Raw genomic sequence first — 24,960 nt, 5'->3', positions numbered from 1 at the left:
AGCACCCGGCGACTCGGATAGCATAGGCGAGCCTTACCTTCTGAGAGGAACCCGCATGTCGAAGGTCCCGTTCCGCCTGCTCGCGCTCGCCACCGCGGCGACCGCCGCCGCCGCTCTGGCCGGCTGCGCCCCGGCCGCAGAGAAGCCGTCAGCCGATGACGAGGCGCTCGTCATCTACAACGCGCAGCACGAGCAGCTGACGGAGGAGTGGACGAAGGCGTTCACGGAGGAGACCGGCATCGAGGTCTCCATCCGCAACGGCGGCGACAGCGAGCTCGCCAACCAGATCGTCGTCGAGGGCGAGGCCTCGCCCGCCGACGTCTTCCTCACCGAGAACTCCCCGGCGATGTCGCTCGTCGAGGAGGCCGGTCTCTTCGCCCCTGTCGACGAGGCGACCCTGGAGGCTGTCCCGGCGTCCTTCCGCCCCGGCAGCGGCGACTGGGTCGGAATCGCCGCCCGCGACACCGTGCTGGTCTACAACCCCGACCTCATCTCCGAGGACGAGCTCCCGGCCTCGATCATGGAGCTGCAAGACCCGAAGTGGAAGGGCCAGTGGGGCGGCGCACCCGGCGGCGCCGACTTCCAGGCGATCGTCTCCGCGATCCTCGAGGTCGAGGGAGAGGATGCCGCCGAGGCGTGGCTCGAGGGCATGAAGGAGAACGCCAAGATCTACCGCAACAACATCGTCACGATGAAGGCGGTGAACGCCGGCGAGGTGCCGATGGGCATCATCTACCACTACTACTGGTACCGCGACCAGGCCGACACGGGAGAGAACACCGAGAACACCGCCCTGCACCGGTTCGCCCCACAGGACGCCGGCGCCTTCGTGAGCATCTCGGGTGGCGGCATCCTCGCCTCCAGCACGCGCGCCGGGGAGGCGCAGGAGTTCCTCGCATGGCTCGTCGGGGAGCAGGGCCAGACGATCCTCGGCGAGGGCTACAGCTACGAGTACCCGGTCGCGAGCGGCATCCCCGCGCGCGATCCGCTGCCGGCGCTGGAGACCCTGGGCGCTGTCGAGATCGACCCGTCGGCGCTGAACAGCCCGAAGGTGATCGAGCTGATGACGCAGGCAGGGCTGCTCTGACCCAGCAGATCGCGCCGCAGGGGTCCGCGCCGACGCGGATCCTCCCGCCTCGACGGCGCCCGGTTCCCTTCGGCCTCGTGGCCGTGGTCGCGGTCGCCGCGCTCCTCGCCCTGATCCCGGTCGGCTATGTCGTCGTGTCGACGGCGGGGACGGGCGCCGAGCAGCTCGGCGCCCTCCTGTGGCGGCCGCGGATCGCCGAGCTCCTCGTCAACACCGTGCTGCTCGTCGTGCTCGGGGTGACGGCATCCGTCGTCGTGGGCGTCGGCGGCGCCTGGCTCGTGGAGCGCACGACCCTGCCGCTGCGCCGCTTCTTCGCGGTCGCCCTCGCGGCGCCGCTCGCGATCCCCGCCTTCGTGACGAGCTACGGCTGGGCGACGCTCGCCCCGTCGATCTCCGGGCTGTGGGGCGCCGTGCTGATCTCCGCCTGCGCGTACGCGCCGCTGATCTACCTGCCTGCCGTCGCCGCGCTGCGCGGACTCGACCCCGCCCTCGAGGAGACGGCCCGCTCTCTCGGCCACGGATCATGGAGGGTCTTCTTCCGAGTGATCCTCCCGCAGCTGCGCATCGCCACGCTCGGCGGCGGACTCGTTGTGTCGCTCCACCTGCTCGCCGAGTACGGCGCTTACGCCTTCCTGCAGTTCGACACCTTCACCACGGCGATCATGGACGCGTACCGCGCGAACTTCGGCGGCGCGAACGCCGCCTCGATGGGGGCGGTGCTCACCGCGCTGTGCCTCATCCTCGTCGCCGGGGAGTCCCGCCTGCGCGGACGCGCGGAGTACTTCTCCCTCGGAGGCACGCGAGTGGCACGTCGCGTCGGTCTCGGGGCCGGGACGGCTCCGGCTGTCGCGGCGCTCGTCGTCGTGGTCACGGCATCCCTGGTCGTCCCGCTGTCGACGGTCGTGCGCTGGCTCCTGCTCACCGATGCCGCGGACTGGGCGCCCGTGTGGGCGCCGATCGCGCAGACGGTGGCGTACGCCGTGGCCGGCGCGCTCGCGTGCACGGCCCTCGCGCTTCCGATCGCCTGGCTGGCGGTCCGGCACCGCGGGCGCCTGAGCCGCGTGCTCGAAGGGTCGTTCTACCTCGCCGGAAGCCTCCCCGCCATCATCGTCGCCCTGGCCCTCGTGGCCGCGGCGCTGCGGCTGGTCCCGGCGGTCTACCAGACGGCGGTCACCGTGGTCGCCGCCTACGTCATCCTCTTCCTGCCCCGCAGCCTCGTCCCCGTCAGGGCCGGGCTCGCGCAGATCCCGCCCGGCTGGGAGGAGGCCGCCCGCTCCCTCGGCGCGTCGCCGACCCGGGCGCGGCTGCGCATCACCCTCCCGCTGCTCGTGCCGGCGATGGCGAGCGGCGCCGCGCTCGTCGCGATCGGCGCGGCGAACGAGCTCACCGCCACGCTCCTGCTCGCCCCGACGGGCACGGCCACCGTGGCCACCGCCTTCTGGTCCGCCGCCTCCAACGTGGAGTACATCGCCGCGGCCCCCTTCGCCCTCGCCCTGGTCATCCTCTCGGTGCCCGCGGTCCATCTGATGTTCTCTGAGGCCACCTCACGGAGGAGCGCATGAACCTTCGTCTCGCCGATGTCGGAAAGTCCTTCGGCGCGGTCCCCGTGCTGTCCGGCGTGACGCTCGACGTCCCGCCGGGTTCCCGGATGGCCCTCGTCGGACCGTCCGGCAGCGGTAAGAGCACGCTCCTGCGGATGATCGCGGGATTCGAGCGGCCGGATGCCGGGAGCATCCGCCTGGGCGACACGGTGCTCGCCGACGAGCGCACGGTCGTGCCGGCTCACCGCCGGGGCATCGGCTACGTCCCCCAGGACGGCGCGCTCTTCCCGCACCTGTCCATCGCGCGCAACATCGCGTTCGGGCTCCCGCGGAGCGCCGACAGGGCCGCACGGGTCCGCGAGATGATGGAGCTCACCTCCCTCGATCCGGCCCTCGCCGAGCGTGCCCCGCACGAGCTGTCCGGCGGCCAGCAGCAGCGTGCGGCTCTCGCCAGGGCGCTCGCCCCGGCACCGCGCGTCCTGCTTCTCGACGAGCCTTTCAGCGCCCTGGACACGGCCCTGCGGAGCCAGACCAGGGAGGCGACGATCGACATCCTCGAGCGCGCGGGCGTCACCAGCGTGCTCGTCACGCACGATCAGGACGAGGCGCTCTCGTTCGGCGACCTCATCGGCGTCGTCGGGCGCGGAGTGCTCGCCCAGTCGGGGGAGCCGGCGGCCGTCTTCGATGCCCCGGTCGATCTGGAGGTCGCGAGATTCCTCGGCGCCGCCCTGGAGCTGCCTGCCCGGCGGACCGGTCAGGGTGAGGTGCGCTGCGCGCTCGGCACGATCGCCCTGCGGCATGACTTCGCCGGCCCGGCATCCGAGGGCGTCGTGATGATCCGGCCCGAGCAGGTGATGTCGACGCCGGCCGGCGCCGGGCGGGTCGACGCGACGATCACGGCGCGCCGGGCCACCGGAGCGCGGTCCGAGCTGCGCCTGGTCGTCGACGGAGGCGAGGCCGTGCGGTTCTGGCTGCCCGTGCCGACGCACCGCGCGCTGGTGACCAGGGATGGGGACGCCGTGGGGCTCGTCGTCGACGGCGGAGGCGTGTTCTACGCGCCGGACGGGCGCTGAGCGCTCTCGCGCCGGGCGCCTGCGAGCCGGCGGGCTGAGGCTGCGACCCATCGGTGCACGGCCCAGGCCGCGATGCCGACGACGAAGGAGAGCACGGTCCCGGCCAGGGGAGCGCCCGCCTCGAACGGCGGGTACACGACCCAGTGGGTCAGGTAGACGAAGAAGGATGCCGAGGCGATCAGCGTGAGCGCCGGGTGGATGACGGCGGGCACGCGCACGGAGGGGATCCAGATCAGCGCGAGCACCCCCGCCAGCACGATCCCCTCGCGCAGCGGCTCACCGAAGAAGCCGGCGATGAGCAGCGCGGAGGCGATACTCACGACGACCCGCCGGGGCCCGGTGTCGGCGCGGGCGATCGCCCAGCCCAGGGCGAGGCACCACAGCACCGTGGGCAGGGCGTAGCGCTCGACGTGGTGCGCCTCGACGCCGATCAGCGCGAACCGCAGCGTCACCGCGCCCGCGAGCACGGACAGGGCGAACGCCCAGGGGGCGCCGCGCTCCAGCCTGTCGACGGCGCGGATGCCGAAGGCGACGGCCAGCGCGATCGCCGTCCACACGAACGCTTCGAGGAACCAGAACTGCCATTGCTCGTTCCACCGCCCATCCGACGGGACGGTGTTGTTCAGCAGCAGGGCGGTGGCCGGCGCGTACTTGCCGCTCAGCAGCGCGACGGCCGAGATCCACAGCACCGCCGGGACGGCGACCTGCGCCGCGACACCGAGCAGGCGCCGTGGACGCGACCCCTGCGGGGCGAGCGCGAAGCGGACCAGGTTGTACCCGGCGACGACGAGCAGCAGGTGCGCGCCGCCCTTGAGCGAGAACCCGTCGGCGAGGAAAAGGTCGGCGTGGGTTCCGACGATGAGCACGATCGCGAGCGCGCGGAGCAGGACCGGGGTCTCCAGCGCACGCGTCCGGCGGGAGCGTGCCGGGCTCCGGGTGGGTTCGTGCGCGGCCGGGGCGGCGAGGTCGCGCGGGGAGCGCGAGGGCCAGTCCCGGGGGAGCGGGCCCAGGAGCTCCTCGAGACGCACGGATGTCTCCACGTAGCTCAGAGAGTCCCCGCCCAGATCGGCGAAGCTGTCGTCGACGGTCGCCTGCGGGGTGTCCGTGCACAGTGCGAGCACGGCCCGCACCCGCTCAGGCGTGACGCCGTGCCCCTGGTCGGAGCCCGGGGCGGGCTGCGTCTGTGAGGCAGCCCGGTGGTGCGCGAGGAGCGCCGCGTTGTCCGGCTTTCCGGAGGAGGTCACCGGGAAGGCGTCGACCAGGTGCACGCGGACGTGGCGTCGGGGGATGCCGATGCGCCGGGCGACCGCCGCAGCCGCCTGCGTCACGGAGCGGGCGTCGCGCACGAAGACGAGGAGCTCCTCGCCGTCGGCGGCGACGCGCGCCGGGATCCTCTCGGCCTCGAGTTCCCGCTGCACGCCGTCGAGGTCGATCCGGAGCCCGTAGATCTTCACGAACCGGTTGAGCCGGCCGACGATCTCGACATAGCCGTCGGGGCGCATCCTGGCGAGATCTCCGGTGCGGAGCTCCTCGATGTCGCGGCCGCGCGACAGATCCTCCGGGGACTCCGCGTAGCCCATCATGACGTTGTCGCCGGAGTACACGAGCTCGCCGGCACCGGAGTCGTCTGGGCTGTCGATGCGGAACGCGCCGCCGGGAACAGGGCGTCCGATCGATCCGGCGCCGCTGATCGCGTCCCGCGGGGGCAGATACGACATCCGCGCCGTCGCCTCGGTCTGACCGTACATGGTGAAGAAGTCGAAGCCGAGGGTCTCGCCCGCCGCGGCGTAGCCTCGCACGCGCTCGGGGGCGAGCCTGCCGCCCGCCTGGGTGACGTAGCGGACCGTGTGCGGCAGGCGGCTTGCGCCGCCGACGGCATCCAGAAGGTCGAAGGTGTACGGGACCCCGGCGAACCCGGTGATGCCGCCCTCGGCGGCGCGGGACCAGAACCCGTCGTCGGACACCGAGTCCTCGCTGAGCACGAGCGCGGCGCCGACGAGGAGGTGGCTGTGCAGCACGCTGAGCCCGTAGCAGTAGTGCAGAGGCAGGGTGGTCGCGGCGCGGTCAGAGGAGGTGAGTCCGAGGTACTCGGCGATCGCCGCGGCGTTGGAGACGAGGTTCGTCGCGGAGAGGCGGACGAGCTTCGGCGATCCGGTCGACCCGGACGTGCTCATCAGCAGCGCGAGGTCGGGATGCAGCTCGTGGGCGGTCCCGGGCCGGCGCTCTCGGAGCGCACCGCCGGAGAACACCACGTCGGGGTCGAAGCGCTCCTGCAGCGCCCTCCGCGTGCGGACGGACGGCTCGTCGTCGCCCGCCGGCACGAGGAGCACGGGGTGCCCGCCGCAGAGGGCCGCGAGATAGGCGGCGACGGCCTCGACGCTGCTGCGCGCCTCGACCATGACGAGACGCCGGGTGGTGCCGAGCACCTCCGCGAGGCCGTCGATACGGCGGCGGAGCTCGCCGTAGGTGATGGTCTCGCGGTCGCCGAACAGCGCGGGCGCGTCTGTGGCGCCGCGCAGCAGATCGACTGCGGGAAGGGGGGTGACGGGAAGCACGGGCTACTCCTTGCAAGGTGAGCCTAACCTATGAAGCTGAATGCCGCGGATGGTGTGACGGGCGGATAGAATCGATTCCGGGCGCACAGCGCCCGGAAGCTGTGTAACTACCGGCCGTCGGCATCCCGGCGGACAGCGGCGGCACCCGAACCCGCGTCCGCGGACGCGCGAGAGCCATGACACACGCACCATCGCAGACACCTGCGCCGGCCGAGCAGACCCTGCTCCGGATCGCCGGCCTGCCCTACTTCCTGATCGCGTTCGTCGCGCGACTGCCGTTCGCCATGATGGTCGTCGGCGTCCTCACCGTCGTCGTCTCGGCGCGCGGCTCGCTGTCGCTCGGCGGACTCACCTCCGCGGCCGTCGGCGTCGGCACCGCCTGCTTCGGCCCCCTCCTCGGCGCCGCGGCTGACCGGTTCGGCCAGCGCACCGTCCTGGCCGTGCTCGCAGTCGCGAACGGCGCCATGCTCGTGCTGTTCACGGTCGTCGTCTACGGCGCGGCCGCGGACCCCTTCGTGCTGCTCTCCGCGTTCGGCATCGGAGCCACGGCGCCGCAGGTCGCACCGATGTCCCGCTCCCGGCTGGTGACGATGATCACCGAGCGGATGCCGGAGGCGGTGCGCCCGCGGACCATCTCCGGCACCATGGCCTACGAGTCGGCCGCAGACGAGACCGTGTTCGTCTTCGGGCCGTTCCTCGTCGGCGTCCTCGCCTCGGCGATCGCCCCGTGGGCGCCGCTGGCCTGCGCCGCCGTGCTCACCGTCGCGTTCGTGGGGGCGTTCGCCCTGCACCCCTCAGCCCGCGCCATCTCCATCCACCGCTCCGCCGACGGCACGGCGCCCTCCGCCGCATCCGAGCTGTTCGCCCCCGCGCTGCTGGTGGTCGTGCTCGGCGTCGTCGGCGTCGGGCTGTTCTTCGGCACGATGCTCACCGCTCTCACGTCCTTCATGGCCGACCGCGGCGTGCCGGAGCAGGCCGGTCTGCTCTACGGGGTGATGGGCGTCGGCTCGGCGGTGCTCGCGCTCGGCGTCGCCTGGCTCCCGCCGCGGTTCTCCCTGCGCGCCCGCTGGCTCGCGTTCGCCGGCATCCTCCTCGCCGGGAGCGTGCTGCTGCTCGTCGTGGACTCCGTGGGGCTCATGATCGTGGCGCTCGCGATCATGGGCGTGGGCATCGGCCCGACGCTGGTGACCCAGTACAGCTTCGGCGCCGCCAGGGCACCGCTCGGCAGGTCCGCCACGGTCATGACCATGCTGGGCTCCGGCATCGTGGTCGGGCAGTCGATCGGCGCCGCGGTCACCGGGGAGCTCGCCGAATCGGCCGGCACGCCGACGGCGCTCCTGCTGCCCGTGATCGCGGCATGCGTCGCCTTCGCAGCCGGTCTGGCGAACTGGCGTCTCTCCGCCGTCCGGCCGCGTTCCGCCCGCGGCTGAGCATCCTCGATAGCCTGGGGTGACCGATCGCAGGCGTGAGGAGCCCCCATGACCGTCGCAGAGTTCGTCGTCGTCGCCAACAGGCTGCCGGTCGACCGGATCGTCGGCCCCGACGGGGAGGAGAGCTGGCGGACCTCGCCAGGTGGCCTGGTCGCCGCGCTCGAGCCGATGATGCAGAGCATGCACGGTGCGTGGGTCGGCTGGCCGGGACAGGCGGATCTGGAACTCGAGCCGTTCGAGGCCGACGGCATCCAGCTCGTCCCCGTCCCGCTCAGCGAGCAGGAGGTCGCGGACTACTACGAGGGGTTCTCGAACGACACGATCTGGCCGCTCTACCACGACGTGATCGCGCCCCCGCAGTATCACCGGGAGTGGTGGGATGCGTACGTCACGGTGAACCGCCGGTTCGCGCAGGCCGCGGCGGCGGCGGCCGCGCCGGACGGCACGGTCTGGGTGCACGACTATCAGCTGCAGCTGGTGCCGCAGATGGTGCGCGAGCTCCGGCCGGATGTGACCATCGGCTACTTCCATCACATCCCGTTCCCCGCGCACGGCCTGTACGCGCAGCTGCCGTGGCGCGATCACGTGCTGCGCGGGCTGCTCGGAGCCGACGTCATCGGGTTCCAGCGCGTGCAGGACGCGACGTACTTCCTCACGGCGGTCCGCCGCCGGCTCCGCTACGAGGTGAAGGGGCCGACGGTGGCCGTGCCGGCCGGAGAAGACGGCGCCGTCCGCACAGCCGTCGCCCGGGCCTTCCCGATCTCGATCGACACCGCCCCCTATCTCGAGCTCGCGGCGCGTCCTGATGTCAGGGCCCGCGCCGCCGAGATCAGGGCGAGCCTGGGGAACCCGTCCCGCATCCTCCTCGGCGTCGACAGGCTCGACTACACCAAGGGGATCGGGCACCGGATCAAGGCGTACGGCGAGCTCCTCGCCGAGGGGCGGCTGCACGTCGAGGACGTCACTCTCGTCCAGGTGGCCAGCCCCAGCCGCGAGCGCGTGGACGCCTACGTGCACCTGCGAGACGAGATCGAGCTCGCGGTCGGCCGGATCAACGGCGACACCGACACGATGGGCCACACCGCGATCAGGTACCTGCACCAGGGCTACCCCAGGGAGGAGATGGTCGCGCTGTATCTCGCCGCCGACGTCATGCTCGTCACCGCGCTGCGCGACGGGATGAATCTCGTCGCCAAGGAGTACATCGCCACCCGCGCGGACAACCGTGGCGTGCTCGTGCTCAGCGAGTTCACCGGTGCCGCCGATGAGCTCCGTCAGGCGGTGCGGGTGAACCCGCACGACATCGAAGGGCTGAAGGACGCCATCATGACCGCCGTCGAGATGCCCGCGGCCGAGCAGGGACGACGGATGCGGGCGCTGCGGCGTCGTGTGCTCGAGAACGACGTGAACACGTGGTCCTCCTCCTTCCTCGCCGCCCTCGCCGACGTCCGCGAGCGCTGATCGCATGACCCGATCGTGGACCCCCGGAACCGCTGACGCCGCGCTGAGCGCGATCGCCGCCACGCCGCGGCTGGTGGTCGCACTCGACTTCGACGGCACGGCCTCGCCGTTCGTGACGGACCCGATGTCTGCTCGCGCGCTGCCGGAGGTCGTCGTGCAGGTGGAGCGCCTCACCGCGCTCCCGGACACCGTCGTCGCCTACGTGTCGGGGCGCAGCATGGACGACCTCCGCGTGATCACGGAGCACACGGACGATTCGCCGATCGTCCTCGCGGGGTCGCACGGAGCGCAGTACTGGTATCCCGGCAGCGGCGACGCCGACGCGCGCGGGGAAGCCGCGGAGGATGCCGAGCGCGAGGCCCTGTGGGTCGCCGCCCGGCCGATCATCGACCGCTACGAGGGGGTGGAGCTCGAGCAGAAGACCTTCGGGATGGGAGTGCACACCCGCGCGGCGTCCCCCGAGATCGAGGAGCAGGTGTTCGCGGCGATCGACGCCCTCGTCGCCGAGCAGCTGCCGCACTGGCGGCGGCGCGCGGGCAACCGCGTGCTCGAATTCTCCTCACGGGCCGAGGGCAAGGATGCCGCCATGCAGGCGCTCCGTGAGCGCTTCGACGCCACCGGCATCCTGTTCGCCGGCGACGACGTGACGGATGAGGACGCGATGCGCGTGCTCTCCGACGGTGACCTCGGCGTGCGAGTGGGCCCGGGGGAGACCGCCGCGACGCTCCGTGTGGACAGTCCACAACAGATCGCCGCGCTTCTGGAGCAGCTGGCGGACGAACGCGCCGCGCGTCGGGAATAGACTGCCGTCATGTCCTCGCTCGATAACGCCGCGAACGCGTCCGCAGACATCGACATCAAGCCCCGCAGCCGCGTCGTCACCGACGGCATCGAGGCGACCACCTCCCGCGGCATGCTCCGCGCCGTCGGCATGGGCGACGCCGACTGGGAGAAGCCGCAGATCGGCATCGCCTCCAGCTGGAACGAGATCACCCCCTGCAACCTGAGTCTCGACCGGCTCGCACAGGGCGCCAAGGAGGGCGTGCACGCCGGCGGTGGCTACCCGCTGCAGTTCGGCACCATCTCCGTGTCCGACGGCATCTCGATGGGCCACGAGGGCATGCATTTCTCGCTCGTGTCCCGCGAGGTGATCGCCGACTCCGTCGAGACCGTGATGATGGCGGAGCGCCTGGACGGATCGGTCCTCCTCGCCGGCTGCGACAAGTCGATCCCCGGCATGCTCATGGCCAGTGCCCGCCTCGACCTCTCCAGCGTGTTCCTCTACGCAGGCTCCATCGCCCCGGGCTGGGTCAAGCTCTCCGACGGCACCGAGAAGGACGTCACGATCATCGACTCGTTCGAGGCGGTCGGCGCCTGCCGTGCCGGCCTCATAAGCGAGGAGGACCTCAAGCGCATCGAGTGCGCGATCGCGCCCGGCGAGGGCGCCTGCGGCGGAATGTACACGGCGAACACCATGGCATCGGTCGCCGAGGCGCTGGGACTCAGCCTCCCCGGCTCCGCAGCACCGCCCGCGGCCGACCGCCGTCGCGACTACTTCGCGCACCGCTCCGGCGAGGCCGTGGTCAACCTCCTCCGGCAGGGGATCACCACCCGCGACATCCTCACCAAGGAGGCGTTCGAGAACGCGATCGCCCTGGCGATGGCGCTCGGCGGCTCCACGAACGTCGTGCTGCACCTGCTCGCGATCGCCCGCGAAGCCGAGGTCGAGCTCAGCCTGCACGACTTCAACCGCATCGGCGACAGGGTGCCGCACGTCGCGGACATGAAGCCCTTCGGCAAGTACGTCATGAACGACGTCGACCGTCACGGCGGCATCCCGGTGATCATGAAGGCGATGCTCGACGAGGGACTCCTGCACGGCGACGCGCTCACCGTGACCGGCAGGACCCTCGCCGAGAACCTCGCCGAGCTCGACCCGCAGCCGATCGACGGCACGGTCATCCACACCTTCGACAACCCGATCCACGCGACCGGCGGCCTCACGATCCTGCACGGATCGCTCGCCCCGGAGGGCGCGGTCGTGAAGACCGCAGGCTTCGACGCCGCGGTGTTCGAAGGCCCTGCGCGCGTGTTCGAGCGCGAGCGCGCCGCGATGGACGCCGTCGCCGAGGGGACCATCGAGCCCGGCACCGTGATCGTGATCCGCTACGAGGGCCCCAAGGGCGGCCCTGGCATGCGCGAGATGCTGGCGATCACCGCGGCCATCAAGGGCGCGGGGCTCGGAAAAGATGTACTACTCTTGACAGACGGACGATTCTCAGGCGGCACAACCGGCCTGTGCATCGGCCACATAGCACCCGAAGCGGTGGACGCAGGTCCCATCGCCTTCGTGCGCGATGGTGATCTGATACGGGTCGATATCGCAGCTCGCTCTCTCGACCTACTCGTCGACGAGGCGGAGCTCGCCTCCCGCCGCTCTGGCTGGGAGCCGCTTCCCCCGCGCTATACCCGTGGCGTTCTTGCCAAGTACTCACGTCTCGTGCGCTCTGCCGCAGAAGGCGCGACGACCGGCTGACTCGCGTCGTGCCCCTCGGCATCCGACGCGCCGCCCACAGACCACCCAGAAGGAAAGACATGACTGCTGACTCCGTCTCGGCCGTGCCGAGGCCGCCCGCCCGCCAGACCGCCGCTCCCGAGCTCACCGGAGCGGAGGCCGTCGTCCGCTCGCTCGAGCTCCTCGGCGTGACCGACGTCTTCGGTCTCCCCGGCGGCGCCATCCTGCCCGTCTACGACCCGCTGATGTCGGCAGCGAGCCTGCGACACATCCTCGTCCGTCACGAGCAGGGCTCCGGTCACGCGGCCGAGGGCTACGCGTCGGCATCCGGCAAGGTGGGCGTCTGCATCGCCACCTCCGGCCCCGGTGCCACGAACCTCGTCACCGCGATCGCGGACGCATACATGGACTCCGTGCCGCTGCTCGCGATCACCGGCCAGGTGTTCTCGACGCTGATGGGCACGGACGCGTTCCAGGAGGCCGACATCGTCGGCATCACGATGCCGATCACCAAGCACTCTTTCCTCGTGAAGGACGCGGCGGAGATCCCGCGTGCGATCGCCGCGGCGTACGAGATCGCTTCCACGGGCCGCCCCGGCCCGGTGCTCGTCGACATCACCAAGGACGCCCAGCAGGCGACCGCGCCGTTCGTCTGGCCGCCGAAGATCGACCTGCCCGGCTACCGCCCGGTGACCAAGGCGCACGGCAAGCAGATCCAGGCCGCCGCGGCCCTGCTCGCCGAGGCCAAGAAGCCGGTGCTGTACGTGGGCGGCGGCGTGATCCGCGGCCGGGCGTCGGCGGAGCTCCTGGAGCTCGCCGAGGCGACCGGTGCGCCGGTCGTCACCACGCTGATGGCCCGTGGCGCCTTCCCCGACTCGCACCCGCAGCACCTCGGCATGCCGGGCATGCACGGCACGGTTCCCGCGGTGCTCGCCCTGCAGGAGGCCGACCTGCTCGTGTCCCTCGGCGCGCGGTTCGACGACCGCGTCACCGGCAAGGCCGCGCTGTTCGCTCCGCACGCCAAGGTCGTGCACGTCGACATCGATCCCGCGGAGATCTCCAAGATCCGCACCGCCGATGTCCCGATCGTGGGGGATGTGCGCGACGTCCTGATCGACCTCGAGACCGCCTTCCGCAGTGCCACCGGCAACACCAAGCCGGACATCGAGGAGTGGTGGTCGTACCTCGACGGCCTCCGCAAGGAGTTCCCGCTCGGGTACGCGCCCACGACCGACGGCCTTCTGGCCCCGCAGTACGTGATCCAGCGCATCGGCGAGCTGACCGGCCCGGAGGGCATCTATGCCGCCGGCGTGGGGCAGCACCAGATGTGGGCGGCGCAGTTCATCAAGTACGAGCGCCCGAACGCGTGGCTGAACTCCGGCGGAGCCGGCACCATGGGGTACTCGGTGCCCGCTGCGATGGGCGCCAAGGTCGCCGAGCCCGACCGCCCGGTGTGGGCGATCGACGGCGACGGCTGCTTCCAGATGACCAACCAGGAGCTCGCGACCTGCACGATCAACGACATCCCCATCAAGGTCGCCATCATCAACAACTCCTCGCTGGGCATGGTCCGCCAGTGGCAGACGCTGTTCTACGACGGCCGGCATTCGAACACCGACCTGAACACCGGACACGGCACCGCGCGCATCCCGGACTTCGTCAAGCTCTCCGAGGCCTACGGCTGCCTCGCGATCCGGGTGGAGAAGGAGGAGGAGGTGGATGCGGCAATCAAGCTCGCCCTCGAGACGAACGATCGTCCCGTGGTGATCGACTTCGTCGTCAGCGCCGACTCCATGGTGTGGCCGATGGTGCCGCAGGGCGTGAGCAACAGCTACGTCCAGTACGCCCGCGACCACGCACCCGCTTTCGAAGACGAGGAGGACTGACCATGTCGACTCACGTGCTGAGCCTGCTGGTGGAGAACACCCCCGGCCTCCTGACCCGCGTCGCCGGCCTCTTCGCCCGTCGCGGCTTCAACATCGACTCCCTCGCGGTGGGCGTCACCGAGGTGCCCGGCATCTCGCGGATCACCGTCGTCGTCGACGTCGAGGACCTCCCGCTGGAGCAGGTGACCAAGCAGCTGAACAAGCTGATCAACGTCATCAAGATCGTCGAGCTCGATCCGTCGAACTCTGTGCAGCGCGACCACATGCTCGTCAAGGTGCGCACCGACAACGCGACCCGCTCCAACGTGATCGAGGTCGTGAACCTGTTCCGCGCCTCGGTCGTGGACTACGCACCGGACGCGCTCGTGGTGGAGGTCACCGGCGACAAGGGCAAGGTCGAGGCGATGCTGAAGGCGCTCGAGCCCTTCGGCATCAAGGAGATCGCCCAGTCCGGACTCCTCGCGATCGGCCGTGGCGGCAAGAGCATCACAGAGCGCGTCCTGCGCGGCTGAACCCACTGATCGGTCGTCGAGCGAGCGAAGCGAGACGAAACGCCCGATCCCCCAGAGAACTTCACGAACCACAATCAAGGAGAAACAACAAGTGAGCACCGAGATCTTCTACGACGCAGACGCCGATCTGTCCATCATCCAGGGCAAGAAGGTCGCGATCGTCGGCTACGGCTCTCAGGGACACGCCCACGCGCAGAACCTGCGCGACTCGGGCGTCGAGGTCGCGATCGCCCTCAAGGAGGGCTCGAAGTCCGCCGCCAAGGCGGAGGAGGCCGGCTTCCCGGTGAAGACCGTCGCCGACGCGACCCAGTGGGCCGACCTCATCATGATCCTCGCGCCGGACCAGCACCAGCGCACGATCTACAGCGAGTCGATCGCCCCGAACCTCACGGCGGGCAAGACCCTCGCCTTCGCGCACGGCTTCAACATCCGCTTCGGCTACATCGACGCTCCCGAGGGCGTCGACGTGATCCTGGTCGCGCCGAAGGCTCCCGGTCACACCGTTCGTCGTGAGTTCGTCGCGGGCCGCGGCATTCCGGACATCATCGCCGTCGAGCGCGACGCCTCCGGCACCGCCTGGGCGACCGCCCTCTCCTACGCGAAGGCGATCGGCGGCACCCGTGCCGGCGTCATCAAGACGACCTTCACCGAGGAGACCGAGACCGACCTGTTCGGCGAGCAGGCCGTGCTCTGCGGTGGCGTCAGCCACCTCGTGCAGGCCGGCTTCGAGACCCTCGTCGAGGCGGGCTACCAGCCGCAGATCGCGTACTTCGAGGTGCTCCACGAGCTGAAGCTCATCGTCGACCTCATGTGGGAGGGCGGCATCGCCAAGCAGCGCTGGTCGGTCTCCGACACGGCCGAGTACGGCGACTACGTCTCCGGCCCGCGCGTGGTCACGCCGGAGGTCAAGGCCTCGATGAAGGCCGTGCTCGACGACATCCAGTCGGGGGCCTTCGCCAAGCGCTTCATCGACGACCAGGACAACGGCGCCGAGGAGTTCCTCTCGCTCCGCGCCCAGGAGGAGTCGCACCCCATCGAGGCGACCGGCAAGGAGCTGCGCGCTCTGTTCGCCTGGAAGCAGCAGGACGAGGACTACGTCGACGGCAGCGCTGCGCGCTGATCCGACCACGTGACGGCAGCGCTGCGCGCTGATCCGCTCGCAGGAAGAGGGCGTCCCCCTGAGGGGGCGCCCTCTTCGCGTGCCTGTGCGACCCGTAGACATCCGATGTCTGTGAGTAGAATGGGGGTATGCGACAGGACTGGTTCGACCGCGCCCGCTTCGGGATGTTCGTGCACTTCGGCCTCTACAGCGGCGCCGCCCGGCATGAGTGGGTGCAGAACTACGAGCGGCTCACGGATGCCGACTACCGGCAGTACTTCGATCACTTCGAGCCTGATCTGTTCGACGCGCGCGCGATCGCGCGACGGGCGCGGGAGACGGGCATGGGCTACGTGGTGCTCACCACGAAGCACCACGAGGGCTTCTGCCTCTGGGACTCCGCCCACACCGACTTCACCGCGACGACGGCGTGCGGTCGCGATCTCGTCCGCGAGTTCGTCGACGCCGTCCGGGCCGAGGGGCTGAAGGTCGGGCTCTACCACTCGCTCATCGACTGGCACCACCCGGACTTCACGGTCGACTGGAACCATCCGCGCCGCGACGATGACGAGGCCGCCGCACTGAACGACGGACGGGACATGGCCCGCTATCGCGCCTACCTCCACGGACAGGTGCGGGAACTGCTCACCGGGTACGGCGACATCGACTATCTCTTCTTCGACTTCACCTACCCGGAGCAGAAGGACGGCTGGCAGGGCAAGGGGCCGGAGGACTGGGATTCGGAATCGCTGCTCGCGATGTGCCGGGAACTCCAGCCGGGGATGCTCGTGAACGACCGCCTCGGCATCCCCGCCGATTTCGTCACGCCCGAGCAGTACCAGCCGACCTCGCCGCTCACCCTGGACGGCGCTCCCGTGGCGTGGGAGGCGTGCCAGACGCTGAACGGCTCGTGGGGATACGACCGGGACAACACCGATCAGAAGCCGGCGACCCTGCTCGTGCAGATGCTCGCGGACTCGGTGTCCATGGACGGCAACATGCTGCTCAACATCGGACCGGACGGGCGGGGTGCGATCGCCCCCAGGGACGAAGCCACCCTCGGCGAGATCGGCGAGTGGATGCGGCTGCACAGCGCGGCCGTCGTCGGAGCCGGTCACGCCCCCTTCGAGCCGCCGCGGGAGGGCGTGTACACGCGCCGCGGCGACCGCCTCTACCTGCACCTGTTCACCTGGCCGCTCGGCCACGTGCACCTTCCGCATCTCGCCGGCCGGGTGAGCTACGCGCGCCTGCTGAACGACGGCTCCTGGCTCCGCACGACGGACGCCGACCCGGAGCAGGTCGCCTCGAACATGACCCCGGCGGGAGAGGCGGCAGGCACCCTCACCGTCCACCTCCCTGTGCGGCGTCCCGATGTGCTGGTCCCCGTGATCGAGCTCACGCTGGCAGGGGAGTGAGCCCCGTCAGCGGCGGCTGAGGGAGAGAGCCTGGCGGGCGGACCACGCCGCGCCATGGAGCACCCCGTCGCGGCCGGTCGCCGCCCGCTCGATCCGCAGGCTCTGCGTGGCGATCGGGAGGCAGCCCTCATAGATGCTGCTGCGCACGGCGGCGATGAACGGCTCGAACTCGGTGAGCTCGCCGGTCACGAAGACGGCGTGCGGGTTGAAGAAGTTGACGACACTGGACAGCACCATCCCGAGCTGCGTCCCTGCGGCTCTGATCAGGGTGATCGCATCGGGGTTCTTCGCCCTTGCGAGGCCGAGCATCTCCACCGTGGAGCGCACCTCAGGGTAACCGCGGTCGGCCAGCTGGCGGGCGATGCCCTCGCCGCTGGCGACCGTCTCCAGGCAGCCGGTGTTGCCGCAGGCGCAGGGGATGTCCATGCCCTGTGCGACCCTGGTGTGCCCGATGTCGCCTTCCACACCTGTCGCGCCCTTGTGGATGCTGCCGTCGACGATGACGCCGCTGCCGATGGCGCTCCCCGCCAGGACGGTGATGCTGTGCTTCGACTGCCCGAAGTGGGTGATGTGCTCGCCCAGCGCGGTGAAGTTGGCATCGTTGTCGATGCTCACCGGCACCCCGTATCGGTCCGCGAAGTGCCGGTCGACCCGGAAGTCCGGCCAGATCGACATGCGGAACTGCCGGCTCTCCTCTTCAGGCGGGCCGACGGGTCCCCGGAGCCCGATGCCGATGGCCAGGATGCTCGATGAGCCGACCAGACGGTCGAAGAGCTCCGTGACACGTCCGAGCGTCGCGAGGGGCCCATCGGCGAGGTCGATCGCGATCTGCTCCACGCGCTCGAGTGCCCCGGTGAGATCGTGCACGCCGACACGGGCGCGGTGCCATCCGATCGTCGCGGTGAGGATCTTTCCGCCATCTCCAGCCAGACGCAGCAGTCGCGGGCGGCGCCCTCCGCTCGAAGCGCCGTCGCCGATCTCCTCGACGATGCCGGCGTCGATCAGGGTCTGCACGCGAGTTCCGACGGTCGAGGGTGCAAGGCGCAGCTCCTCGGCCAGCACACGACGGGACCGGGCTCGACCGGACGAGATGAGGTCGAGGATTCGTCGGGTGGTTGCATCTGACTCGCTGCTCATCGTCTGACATCCTTGCGTACTTTGACGGTGGGTGATGAAACTGTGACCCCAAACATCGGATGTTCGTGTTGCATCCGGATGAGAACTGTGACACGGTGACTTCATACGAAAGCGTACAAGGTTATTTCGATCGGCGAAATAACCTTCCCGAACCCGCGAGGAGTCATTCAATGAAGAAGATGCGTGTGGGAGCCGTCGTCGCCGTCGCCGGCGTCGCGGTCGCCATGACCGGCTGCGCCGGATCGACAGGTTCCGCAGGCTCCGGGGGAGACGACACGATCGTCGTCGACATGTGGGCGGGCTCCGCCGACGACACCAAGGCGCTGGAGGCGCAGATCGAGGTCGCCGAGGAGCAGAACCCCGACCTGAAGATCGAGCTGCGCACGGCGCCGTGGGGCGACTTCTTCACGAAGCTCACAACGAACATGGCATCCGGCAACATGGCCTGCGTCACCGGGATGAACAGCGGCATGCTCGCCAGTTACACCGACGGCTTCGCCGAGCTCACCGCGGACGACCTCGAGACCGCGGGCCTCGCGGAGAGCGACTTCGCTCCGGGCGCGACGGAGATCCTCAAGAACAAGGGCACCCTGTACGGCCTGCCGTTCGACGTCGCCACGATGCTGGTGTACTACAACGCAGACCAGCTCGCCGCCGCCGGGGCCGAGACTCCCGCCGCCGGTTGGACCTTCGAGGACTTCGAGGCCACCGCCAAGTCCGCGACCCGCGACGGCAAGTCCGGCTTCGCGGTCGGCATGGGCGACTTCCAGTGGCAGGCGCTCCCGATCGCCAAGGCCGGCCAGCAGCCGGTGACGGAGGACGGCACGCTGCAGATCGACGACGAGAAGTTCGTCGACGCGGCCACCTGGTACGCCGGCCTCGTCACCGAGCAGAAGGTCGCGCTTCCCGTCGCGTCGGCATCCGACGGCGGCTGGGGCGAGAACCAGTACTCCAGCGGCAATGCCGCGATGGCCGTCGACGGCACCTGGAACGCGGTCAGCTACCTGAACAACGAGTCCGGATTCACCGCCGGCATGGCCCCGCTGCCCTCCGAGGACGGCGAGTCGCTGAGCCTCATCCTCGGCTCCGGTTTCGGCATCTCGAAGACCTGCGAGAACAAGGAGGCTGCTCTGAAGGTGCTCGGCTCGCTGCTCAGCGCCGATGCACAGGACTACATCGCCTCCTCCGGGCGCAGCTACCCGGCCCGTGCCGAGAGCCAGCCGCTGTACTTCGAGTCCATCGACGAGAAGTACCGCGCGCAGGTCGAGGAGGTCTTCACCGCGGCCTTCGAGAACGTCCAGGGGCAGTACGTGAGCGATGACTGGGCGAAGGTGGGCACGTACGTCCAGCCGCAGCTCGTGAGCGTCTACAACGGGCAGGAGACCATGGCGAACGTCCTCGCCTCCGCCCAGCAGCAGTTCGGCAAGTAAGAGACGCAGGAAGACGAGTGATGACCACCAACGCGCGACGTCGGGGGTCTCTCGCCAAGGCCGAGGGCCGTCAGGCGCTGGGGTTCGCAACCCCCGCCCTGGCGGGCCTCGCCGTGTTCACCGTCGTGCCCGTCGTGCTCTCCATCGTGATGAGCTTCTTCGACTGGCCGACGTTCGGCGAGAAGACCTTCATCGGATTCGACAACTACCTCCGCCTGTTCGCCTCCAGCCCCGACTTCTGGCCGGCGCTGCGGAACACCGCGGTGTTCACGATCCTCTACGTCCCGCTGAACGTGATCCTCTCGCTCATCCTCGCGATGGCGCTGGGACCGCGCATCCGCGGTCGCGGGGCCCTCCGCGTGCTCTTCTTCATCCCCGTCGTGACGCCGATGGTCGCGAACGTCCTGGTGTGGAAGATGCTCCTCCAGCCGCAGGGGCTGTTCAACGGCGCCTCGCAGAGCTGGTTCGGCATCACGCTGCCGAACTTCCTCGCCGACCCGCAGTGGGCGATGATCATGGTCGTCGTGATGAGCGTCTGGCAGGGCGTCGGCTACAACATGCTGATCTTCTCCGCCGCACTCGAGCAGCTGCCCGAGTCGGTGATCGAGGCCGCGCGCATCGACGGCGCCAGCGGGCTGCGGATGCAGCTCGGCGTCGTCGTCCCGATGATCTCCCCGGCGATCTTCTTCTCGACGATCATGACCATGATCACCTCGCTGCAGGTGTTCGCGCAGCCGCAGCTGCTCACCGGTGGCGGCCCCGGCAACGCCACGCAGCCGCTGGTGCAGTTCATCTACAACCAGGGATTCAAGTTCCAGGAGCTCGGCCTCGCCGCCGCCGGGGCCTGGATCCTCTTCGCCCTCATCATCGTCATCACCGCCCTGCAGTTCGGCGCGCAGAAGAAGTGGGTGCACTATGAGCACTGACCTGTCCACGGCATCCGTGGTCCTCGACGACGAGCACGGCGGGCATGTCGAGGTCGAGCGGCGCAGCCGCACCCGCGCCCCGCTCACCGCCGCGGAGCGCACCCGTCTGGTGATCGCGCACGTCCTCGTCTACCTCGCCGCGGCGGTGTTCGTCTCACCCATCGTCTACGCCTTCTTCTCGGCACTGAAGCCCAACTCCGAGATGTTCACGATGCCGCCGACGCTGATCGCCTCGGAGGTGCGCTGGTCGAACTTCCTCGACGTCTTCGCGTACGGGCCGTTCCTCACCTACATCGGGAACTCCTTCTTCGTGGCGATCGCCGGCACCCTGGTGGTGCTCTTCGTGTCGACGACCGCCGGCTACGCCTTCGGACGGCTGCGCTGGAAGGGACGCGACGCGGTGTTCGTCCTGTTCCTCGCGACGCTCATGGTGCCCGCGGAGGTCCTGGTGATCCCGATGTTCCAGGTCATGCAGTGGTTCGACTGGGTCGACACCTACCAGGCGCTGATCCTTCCGTTCGCCTTCACCGCGTTCGGCACGTTCCTCATGCGGCAGTTCTTCCGCGGCATCCCCTACGAACTCGAGGAGGCGGCCCGCGTCGACGGCGCCGGACCCGTGCGCTCGTTCGTGCAGATCATCCTCCCGCTCGCGAAGTCCGCCGTCGCCGTGCTCTCGGTCTTCACGTTCCTGTCGTTCTGGAACAGCTACCTGTGGCCGCTGATCGTGACCGTCGACTACAACGCGCACGGCACGCTGCCCGTCGGCCTCGCCAGCTTCTCGGGTCTGACCGGAACACGGTGGGATCTGCAGATGGCTGCGGCGATCATCTCGATGATCCCGACGACCGTGCTCGTGATCGCGCTGCAGAAGCACCTGGTCAAGGGCATCGCGATGGCCGGGCTCGGCGGGCGGTGAGCATGGACGCTCGGAATCAGGGGACGGCCCTGCCCGCAGAGGGCATCGTCGGGATCGACATCGGCGGGACGAAGATCGCCGGGCTGCTCGTCGACGGCCAGGGCGTCGTGCTCGCCCGCGGCAGCGTGCCCGCACCGGCGAGCGAGGGCGGCGCGGCGATGGCGGATGCCGCCGCAGGGCTCGCGCGAGACCTCGCCGGGCGTGCGCGCGCGACGCTCGTCGCCGCCGGCGTCGGCGCGGCCGGGGTGATCGATCATGAGACCGGCGCCGTGCGCGCCGCCTCGGCGACCTTCGCCGGCTGGGCGGGCTTCCCGCTCGCCGAGGAGCTCGCGTCCCGCCTCTCGGTTCCGGTGAGCGTCGAGAACGACGTGAACGCCTTCCTCCTCGGCGAGGTCGCCGGCGCGTACCGTGCGGAGCAGGACGTGCTCGGCATCATGCTCGGCACCGGTGTAGGCGGCGCCGTGATCATCGCGGGAGAGCTCCGTCATGGACCCAACGGGGCCGCGGGCGAGATCGGGCACACTCCCGGCTACAGCGATCTGGTGTGCACGTGCGGTCAGACCGGTCACCTGGAGACGCTCGCTTCCGGCACCTCCATCGGGCTGCGCTATGCGAGCCGCGCGGGCGGTGCCGTCCTGGATGCCCGTGCGGTCGCGAACCTGGCGCGCAGCGGCGACGCCGACGCCACCGCCGTGTTCCGCGCGGCCGGCCGCGCCGTCGCGCTCGCGTGTGCGAGCGCGGCCACTCTCCTCGACCTGCCGCGAGCGATCGTGGGCGGGGGAGTGGCCGAGGCCTGGGACCTTCTCGAGCCGGCGATCGAGGAGACCCTGCGCACCGACGCTCCGGTCTCCGGTCTGCCGCTGCGGATCACCCCGGCGACCCGCGGGACGGATGCCGTCGCCCTCGGCGCCATCGAGTCCGTGCGCCGTGCGCTGACGCCGGCGGGAGCGCGCTGATGACGACCACCGAAGCACGGGAACAGGAAGAGGAGCGGCACGTGACCGAACGCCCGGAGGCCAGCGAGCTCTGGATGGGAGCCCTTCCGCCCGTCGCGGACGGCGGGCTGACGAGGCCGCGCATCGGCATCGGCGGCATCTCCATCGAGTCGAGCACGTTCTCGCCGCACATCTCCGGCGACGAGGCGTTCACGATCCGCACCGGGGCGGAGCTGCGCGCCTACTACCCGTTCCTCGATGAGGGGCGCGAGCTCGCGGAGGCCGCCGACTGGGTGCCGCTCACGCACGGACGCTCGCTGCCCGGCGGCGCGGTCGATCCGGAGACATACCGTCGCATGAAGCAGGCCATCGTGGACGGCATCCGCGCAGAGGGACCGTTCGACGGATTCTTCTTCGACATCCACGGCGCGATGAGCGTCGTCGGGATGGAGGATGCCGAGGGCGACCTCGCCCTCGCCGTGCGCGAGGCCCTGGGACCGGACACCCTCGTGTCCACATCGATGGACCTCCACGGCAACGTCTCGGAGACCCTGCGTGACGCCGTCGACCTGCTCACCTGCTATCGGATGGCGCCGCACGAGGACTGGCTGAACACCAAGGAGCGGGCGGTCTGGAACCTGCTCGCACGGCTCCGCGGCCCGCACGGCGCCGATCCGCTTGCGCGCCGCCCCTTCACCGCCTGGGTTCCGGTGCCGGTGCTGCTCCCCGGAGAGAAGACGAGCACGCGCCTCGAGCCGGCTCGCGGCATCTACGCGGCACTGCCCGGCATCGAGGCACTCCCCGGGGTCGTCGATGCCTCTGTGTGGATCGGCTACGCGTGGGCGGACGAGCCGCGGTGCCAGGCCTGCGTCGTCGTCACCGGCGACGACTGCACCCTCATCGCCCGCGAGGCGGAGCGCATCGCACGGAGGTTCTGGGACGCCCGCGAGGACTTCGAGTTCGTGGCCGAGACGGGCTCGCTCGACGAGGCTCTCGGCAAGGCGCTGGCGCCGACGGCGCGGCGTCCGTACCTGATCTCCGACTCCGGAGACAACCCGACCGCCGGAGGAGCGGGCGACGTCACGTGGACTCTCGCGCAGCTGCTCCAGCGCCCCGAGCTCACCGACGGCTCGCGCACCACACTCGTCGCCTCGATCTTCGATGCGGATGCCGTCGCGCAGGCGGTCTCCGCGGGTGTGGGCGCGACGGTGACGCTGTCGGCAGGCGCGAAGGTGGACGCCGGGCCGCACGGTCCCGTCACGATCACCGGAACCGTGTACTCGGTGAAAGAGGGGGACCCCGACGCCGGCACTCAGGTCGTGATCGCCGTCGGCGGGCTGCACGCGATCATCACAGAGCGGCGCAAGCCGTTCCACCACCTCCATGATCTCCGGATGCTCGGCCTGGAGCCGACGACCGCGGACATCGTCGTCGTGAAGATCGGCTACCTGGAGCCCGAGCTGTACGACCTCGCGGCGGACTGGACGCTGGCCCTGACGCCCGGCGGAGTGGACCAGGACCTGCTGCGCCTCGGCCATCGCCGCCTGAGCCCCGGGGTGTATCCGTTCGATCCGTCGGGAGAGCCGGCACTGACGGCGACGGTCGTGCGTCGCGGCGAGGGGAGGATCCGCGCATGATGAACTTCGAGAAGCGCACCGGCCCGGATCTCGGTGCCGACGCCCCTGTCTATCCGAGTCACGGCGTGCCCGACTGGTACCGCGACGCGAAGCTCGGCTTCTTCGTGCACTGGGGCCTCTACTCCGTGCCGGCGTGGGCCGTGCAGCACGGCGAGGGCGTCGACATCCCGACTGAGGATGCGTACGCCTGGCACCAGTACGCGGAGTGGTACGGCAACACCGTGCGCATCCCGGGCAGCCCGACCTGGGAGCGTCACCAGCGGGTGTACGGCCCCGGCGTCTCCTACGAGGACCTCGCGGACCGCTGGGACGCCGCGGCCTTCGACGCCGACGCCTTCGTCGGGGAGCTGGTCGACGCCGGCGCCCGGTACATCGTGCCGACGACGAAGCACCACGAGGGCTTCTGCCTCTGGGGCACGGAGACGACCGGCTTCAACGCGGTCGCGCGCGGGCCGCGTCGTGATCTCGTCGCGGAGTTCCACGATGCCACCCGGCGTGCCGGCGCGAGGTTCGGCGTGTACTACTCGGGCGCGCTCGACTGGCATGTGAGCGACTTCCCGCCGATCGAGTCGGACACGGACCTGTTCCGCCACCGTCGCAACGACGAGCACTTCGCCCGGTACTCCGCGGCGCAGCTCGACGAGCTCGTCGCGAGGTTCTCCCCGGACCTTCTCTGGAACGACATCGAGTGGCCGGATGCAGGCAAGGGGCGGGAGGACCACGGCGTCGCCGCGCTCCTGTCGCGCTACTTCGACGCGGTGCCGGACGGGGTGGTGAACGACCGCTGGGGCGTCCCGTACCACGGCTTCCTCACCCGCGAGTACACGCACATCCCGGACATCATCCCGCAGCCCTGGGAATCGACGAGAGGTCTCGGATACTCCTTCGGCTACAACCAGGACGAGGATGCGCGGCACTCGCTCTCCGGCGCGGAGCTGGTGCGTCTGCTCGTCGACGTGGTGGCGAAGAACGGCAATCTGCTCATCAACGTCGGACCCGCCGCGGACGGCTCCATCCCCGAGCTCCAGCGCGACGCGATGCGCGACCTGGGCGCGTGGCTCCGCACCAACGGCGACGCGGTCTACGGCACGCGTCCATGGATCCGGATGGGGGAGGAGACGGGAGCGCCCCGCCGGTACACGCGCTCGGCGGACGCCGTTCACCTGCATGCGATGGACCCGGAGGCAGGCGAGATCGCACTGCCGGTCGAGTTCGGCGACGTCCCGGTGCGCTGGGCCGACGGGACGCCGGTGCGCACGGACGCCGATGCTCACGGCATCCGCGTCGCCGAGATCCCGGCCGGGCTGCGCGGAGAGCCCGTCGCGGTGCTCACCGCGGTCGGGATCTGATCCTGGAAGACACGGACGAGGCCCGGTGCTCACGCACCGGGCCTCGTCATTCACGC

At 70.2% G+C, this 24,960-nt stretch carries 19 protein-coding genes; 17 read left to right on the top strand and 2 right to left on the bottom strand.

The window, feature by feature from the left end; translation table 11 throughout:
* Positions 1-55: 55 nt before the first annotated feature.
* The 3 genes from G6G98_RS03395 to G6G98_RS03385 all read left to right on the top strand — a co-directional run bounded on the left by G6G98_RS03395 (position 56) and on the right by G6G98_RS03385 (position 3,701).
* Entirely contained in the window at positions 56-1,087 is a 1,032-nt protein-coding gene (locus G6G98_RS03395; RefSeq protein ID WP_067351268.1) for an iron ABC transporter substrate-binding protein, read from the top strand.
* A 77-nt stretch (positions 1,088-1,164) separates the two neighbouring features.
* The gene (locus G6G98_RS03390; protein WP_243841985.1) at positions 1,165-2,649 is read left to right on the top strand and encodes an ABC transporter permease; all 1,485 of its coding nucleotides are present in this window, start codon (positions 1,165-1,167) and stop codon (positions 2,647-2,649) included.
* Entirely contained in the window at positions 2,646-3,701 is a 1,056-nt protein-coding gene (locus G6G98_RS03385) for an ABC transporter ATP-binding protein (RefSeq protein ID WP_067351271.1), read from the top strand. Before G6G98_RS03390 ends, G6G98_RS03385 begins: the two co-directional genes overlap by 4 nt.
* Here the strand turns inward: G6G98_RS03385 and G6G98_RS03380 are convergent.
* Complete coding sequence (locus G6G98_RS03380) at positions 3,680-6,256, bottom strand: AMP-binding protein (RefSeq protein WP_067351274.1); 2,577 nt, start codon at positions 6,254-6,256, stop codon at positions 3,680-3,682. The two genes, G6G98_RS03385 and G6G98_RS03380, sit on opposite strands and share 22 nt — an antisense overlap.
* Positions 6,257-6,432: 176 nt before the next feature.
* Here G6G98_RS03380 and G6G98_RS03375 point away from each other — a divergent pair, with 176 nt between their 5' ends.
* The 8 genes from G6G98_RS03375 to G6G98_RS03340 all read left to right on the top strand — a co-directional run bounded on the left by G6G98_RS03375 (position 6,433) and on the right by G6G98_RS03340 (position 16,574).
* Positions 6,433-7,686 carry an MFS transporter gene (locus G6G98_RS03375; RefSeq protein ID WP_067351276.1) on the top strand — a complete coding sequence of 418 codons (1,254 nt, stop codon included), beginning with the start codon at positions 6,433-6,435 and terminating at the stop codon, positions 7,684-7,686.
* A gap of 48 nt (positions 7,687-7,734) precedes the next feature.
* On the top strand, positions 7,735-9,147 hold the full coding sequence (locus tag G6G98_RS03370; protein ID WP_067351279.1) for an alpha,alpha-trehalose-phosphate synthase (UDP-forming): 1,413 nt from the start codon (positions 7,735-7,737) through the stop codon (positions 9,145-9,147).
* A gap of 4 nt (positions 9,148-9,151) precedes the next feature.
* Positions 9,152-9,949: a trehalose-phosphatase gene (otsB, locus tag G6G98_RS03365; RefSeq protein ID WP_067351282.1), complete on the top strand. Its 798-nt coding sequence runs from the start codon at positions 9,152-9,154 to the stop codon at positions 9,947-9,949.
* A gap of 9 nt (positions 9,950-9,958) precedes the next feature.
* Complete coding sequence (ilvD, locus tag G6G98_RS03360) at positions 9,959-11,683, top strand: dihydroxy-acid dehydratase (protein ID WP_164233672.1); 1,725 nt, start codon at positions 9,959-9,961, stop codon at positions 11,681-11,683.
* Positions 11,684-11,742: 59 nt separating this feature from the next.
* Positions 11,743-13,548, top strand: coding sequence for an acetolactate synthase large subunit (locus G6G98_RS03355; RefSeq protein WP_067351288.1), 1,806 nt, complete (start codon positions 11,743-11,745; stop codon positions 13,546-13,548).
* A 2-nt stretch (positions 13,549-13,550) separates the two neighbouring features.
* Entirely contained in the window at positions 13,551-14,060 is a 510-nt protein-coding gene (gene ilvN, locus G6G98_RS03350) for an acetolactate synthase small subunit (RefSeq protein WP_067351291.1), read from the top strand.
* 73 nt (positions 14,061-14,133) lie between these two features.
* Positions 14,134-15,180: a ketol-acid reductoisomerase gene (ilvC, locus tag G6G98_RS03345; protein WP_084788255.1), complete on the top strand. Its 1,047-nt coding sequence runs from the start codon at positions 14,134-14,136 to the stop codon at positions 15,178-15,180.
* A 128-nt stretch (positions 15,181-15,308) separates the two neighbouring features.
* Positions 15,309-16,574 (top strand): alpha-L-fucosidase, encoded by a 1,266-nt coding sequence (locus tag G6G98_RS03340; protein WP_164233673.1) that lies wholly within the window; start codon positions 15,309-15,311, stop codon positions 16,572-16,574.
* 6 nt (positions 16,575-16,580) lie between these two features.
* Here G6G98_RS03340 and G6G98_RS03335 read toward each other — a convergent pair whose 3' ends face one another.
* Positions 16,581-17,711 (bottom strand): ROK family transcriptional regulator, encoded by a 1,131-nt coding sequence (locus G6G98_RS03335; RefSeq protein WP_067351299.1) that lies wholly within the window; start codon positions 17,709-17,711, stop codon positions 16,581-16,583.
* Positions 17,712-17,881: 170 nt separating this feature from the next.
* Between G6G98_RS03335 and G6G98_RS03330 the strand changes: the two genes are divergently transcribed.
* The 6 genes from G6G98_RS03330 (at position 17,882) to G6G98_RS03305 (ending at position 24,904) form a co-directional block, all read left to right on the top strand.
* Positions 17,882-19,141 carry an ABC transporter substrate-binding protein gene (locus G6G98_RS03330; RefSeq protein ID WP_243841984.1) on the top strand — a complete coding sequence of 420 codons (1,260 nt, stop codon included), beginning with the start codon at positions 17,882-17,884 and terminating at the stop codon, positions 19,139-19,141.
* A gap of 20 nt (positions 19,142-19,161) precedes the next feature.
* Positions 19,162-20,067 carry a carbohydrate ABC transporter permease gene (locus G6G98_RS03325; protein WP_067351301.1) on the top strand — a complete coding sequence of 302 codons (906 nt, stop codon included), beginning with the start codon at positions 19,162-19,164 and terminating at the stop codon, positions 20,065-20,067.
* Complete coding sequence (locus tag G6G98_RS03320) at positions 20,057-20,983, top strand: carbohydrate ABC transporter permease (protein ID WP_084788256.1); 927 nt, start codon at positions 20,057-20,059, stop codon at positions 20,981-20,983. The genes G6G98_RS03325 and G6G98_RS03320 overlap by 11 nt, the downstream gene beginning before the upstream one ends.
* Before the next feature lie 2 nt (positions 20,984-20,985).
* A complete protein-coding gene (locus G6G98_RS03315) occupies positions 20,986-21,939 on the top strand; it encodes an ROK family protein (RefSeq protein ID WP_067351304.1) in 954 nt (317 codons plus the stop codon).
* 74 nt (positions 21,940-22,013) lie between these two features.
* Entirely contained in the window at positions 22,014-23,555 is a 1,542-nt protein-coding gene (locus G6G98_RS03310) for a M81 family metallopeptidase (RefSeq protein ID WP_347877964.1), read from the top strand.
* Positions 23,552-24,904, top strand: coding sequence for an alpha-L-fucosidase (locus G6G98_RS03305; protein ID WP_067351310.1), 1,353 nt, complete (start codon positions 23,552-23,554; stop codon positions 24,902-24,904). Before G6G98_RS03310 ends, G6G98_RS03305 begins: the two co-directional genes overlap by 4 nt.
* The last annotated feature ends 56 nt before the right edge of the window (positions 24,905-24,960 follow it).

Source organism: Microbacterium hydrocarbonoxydans, assembly GCF_011752045.1.
GTDB lineage: Bacteria > Actinomycetota > Actinomycetes > Actinomycetales > Microbacteriaceae > Microbacterium.
Note: the sequence above shows the minus strand (reverse complement) of the source record. Positions and strands in the feature narration are given on the sequence as shown.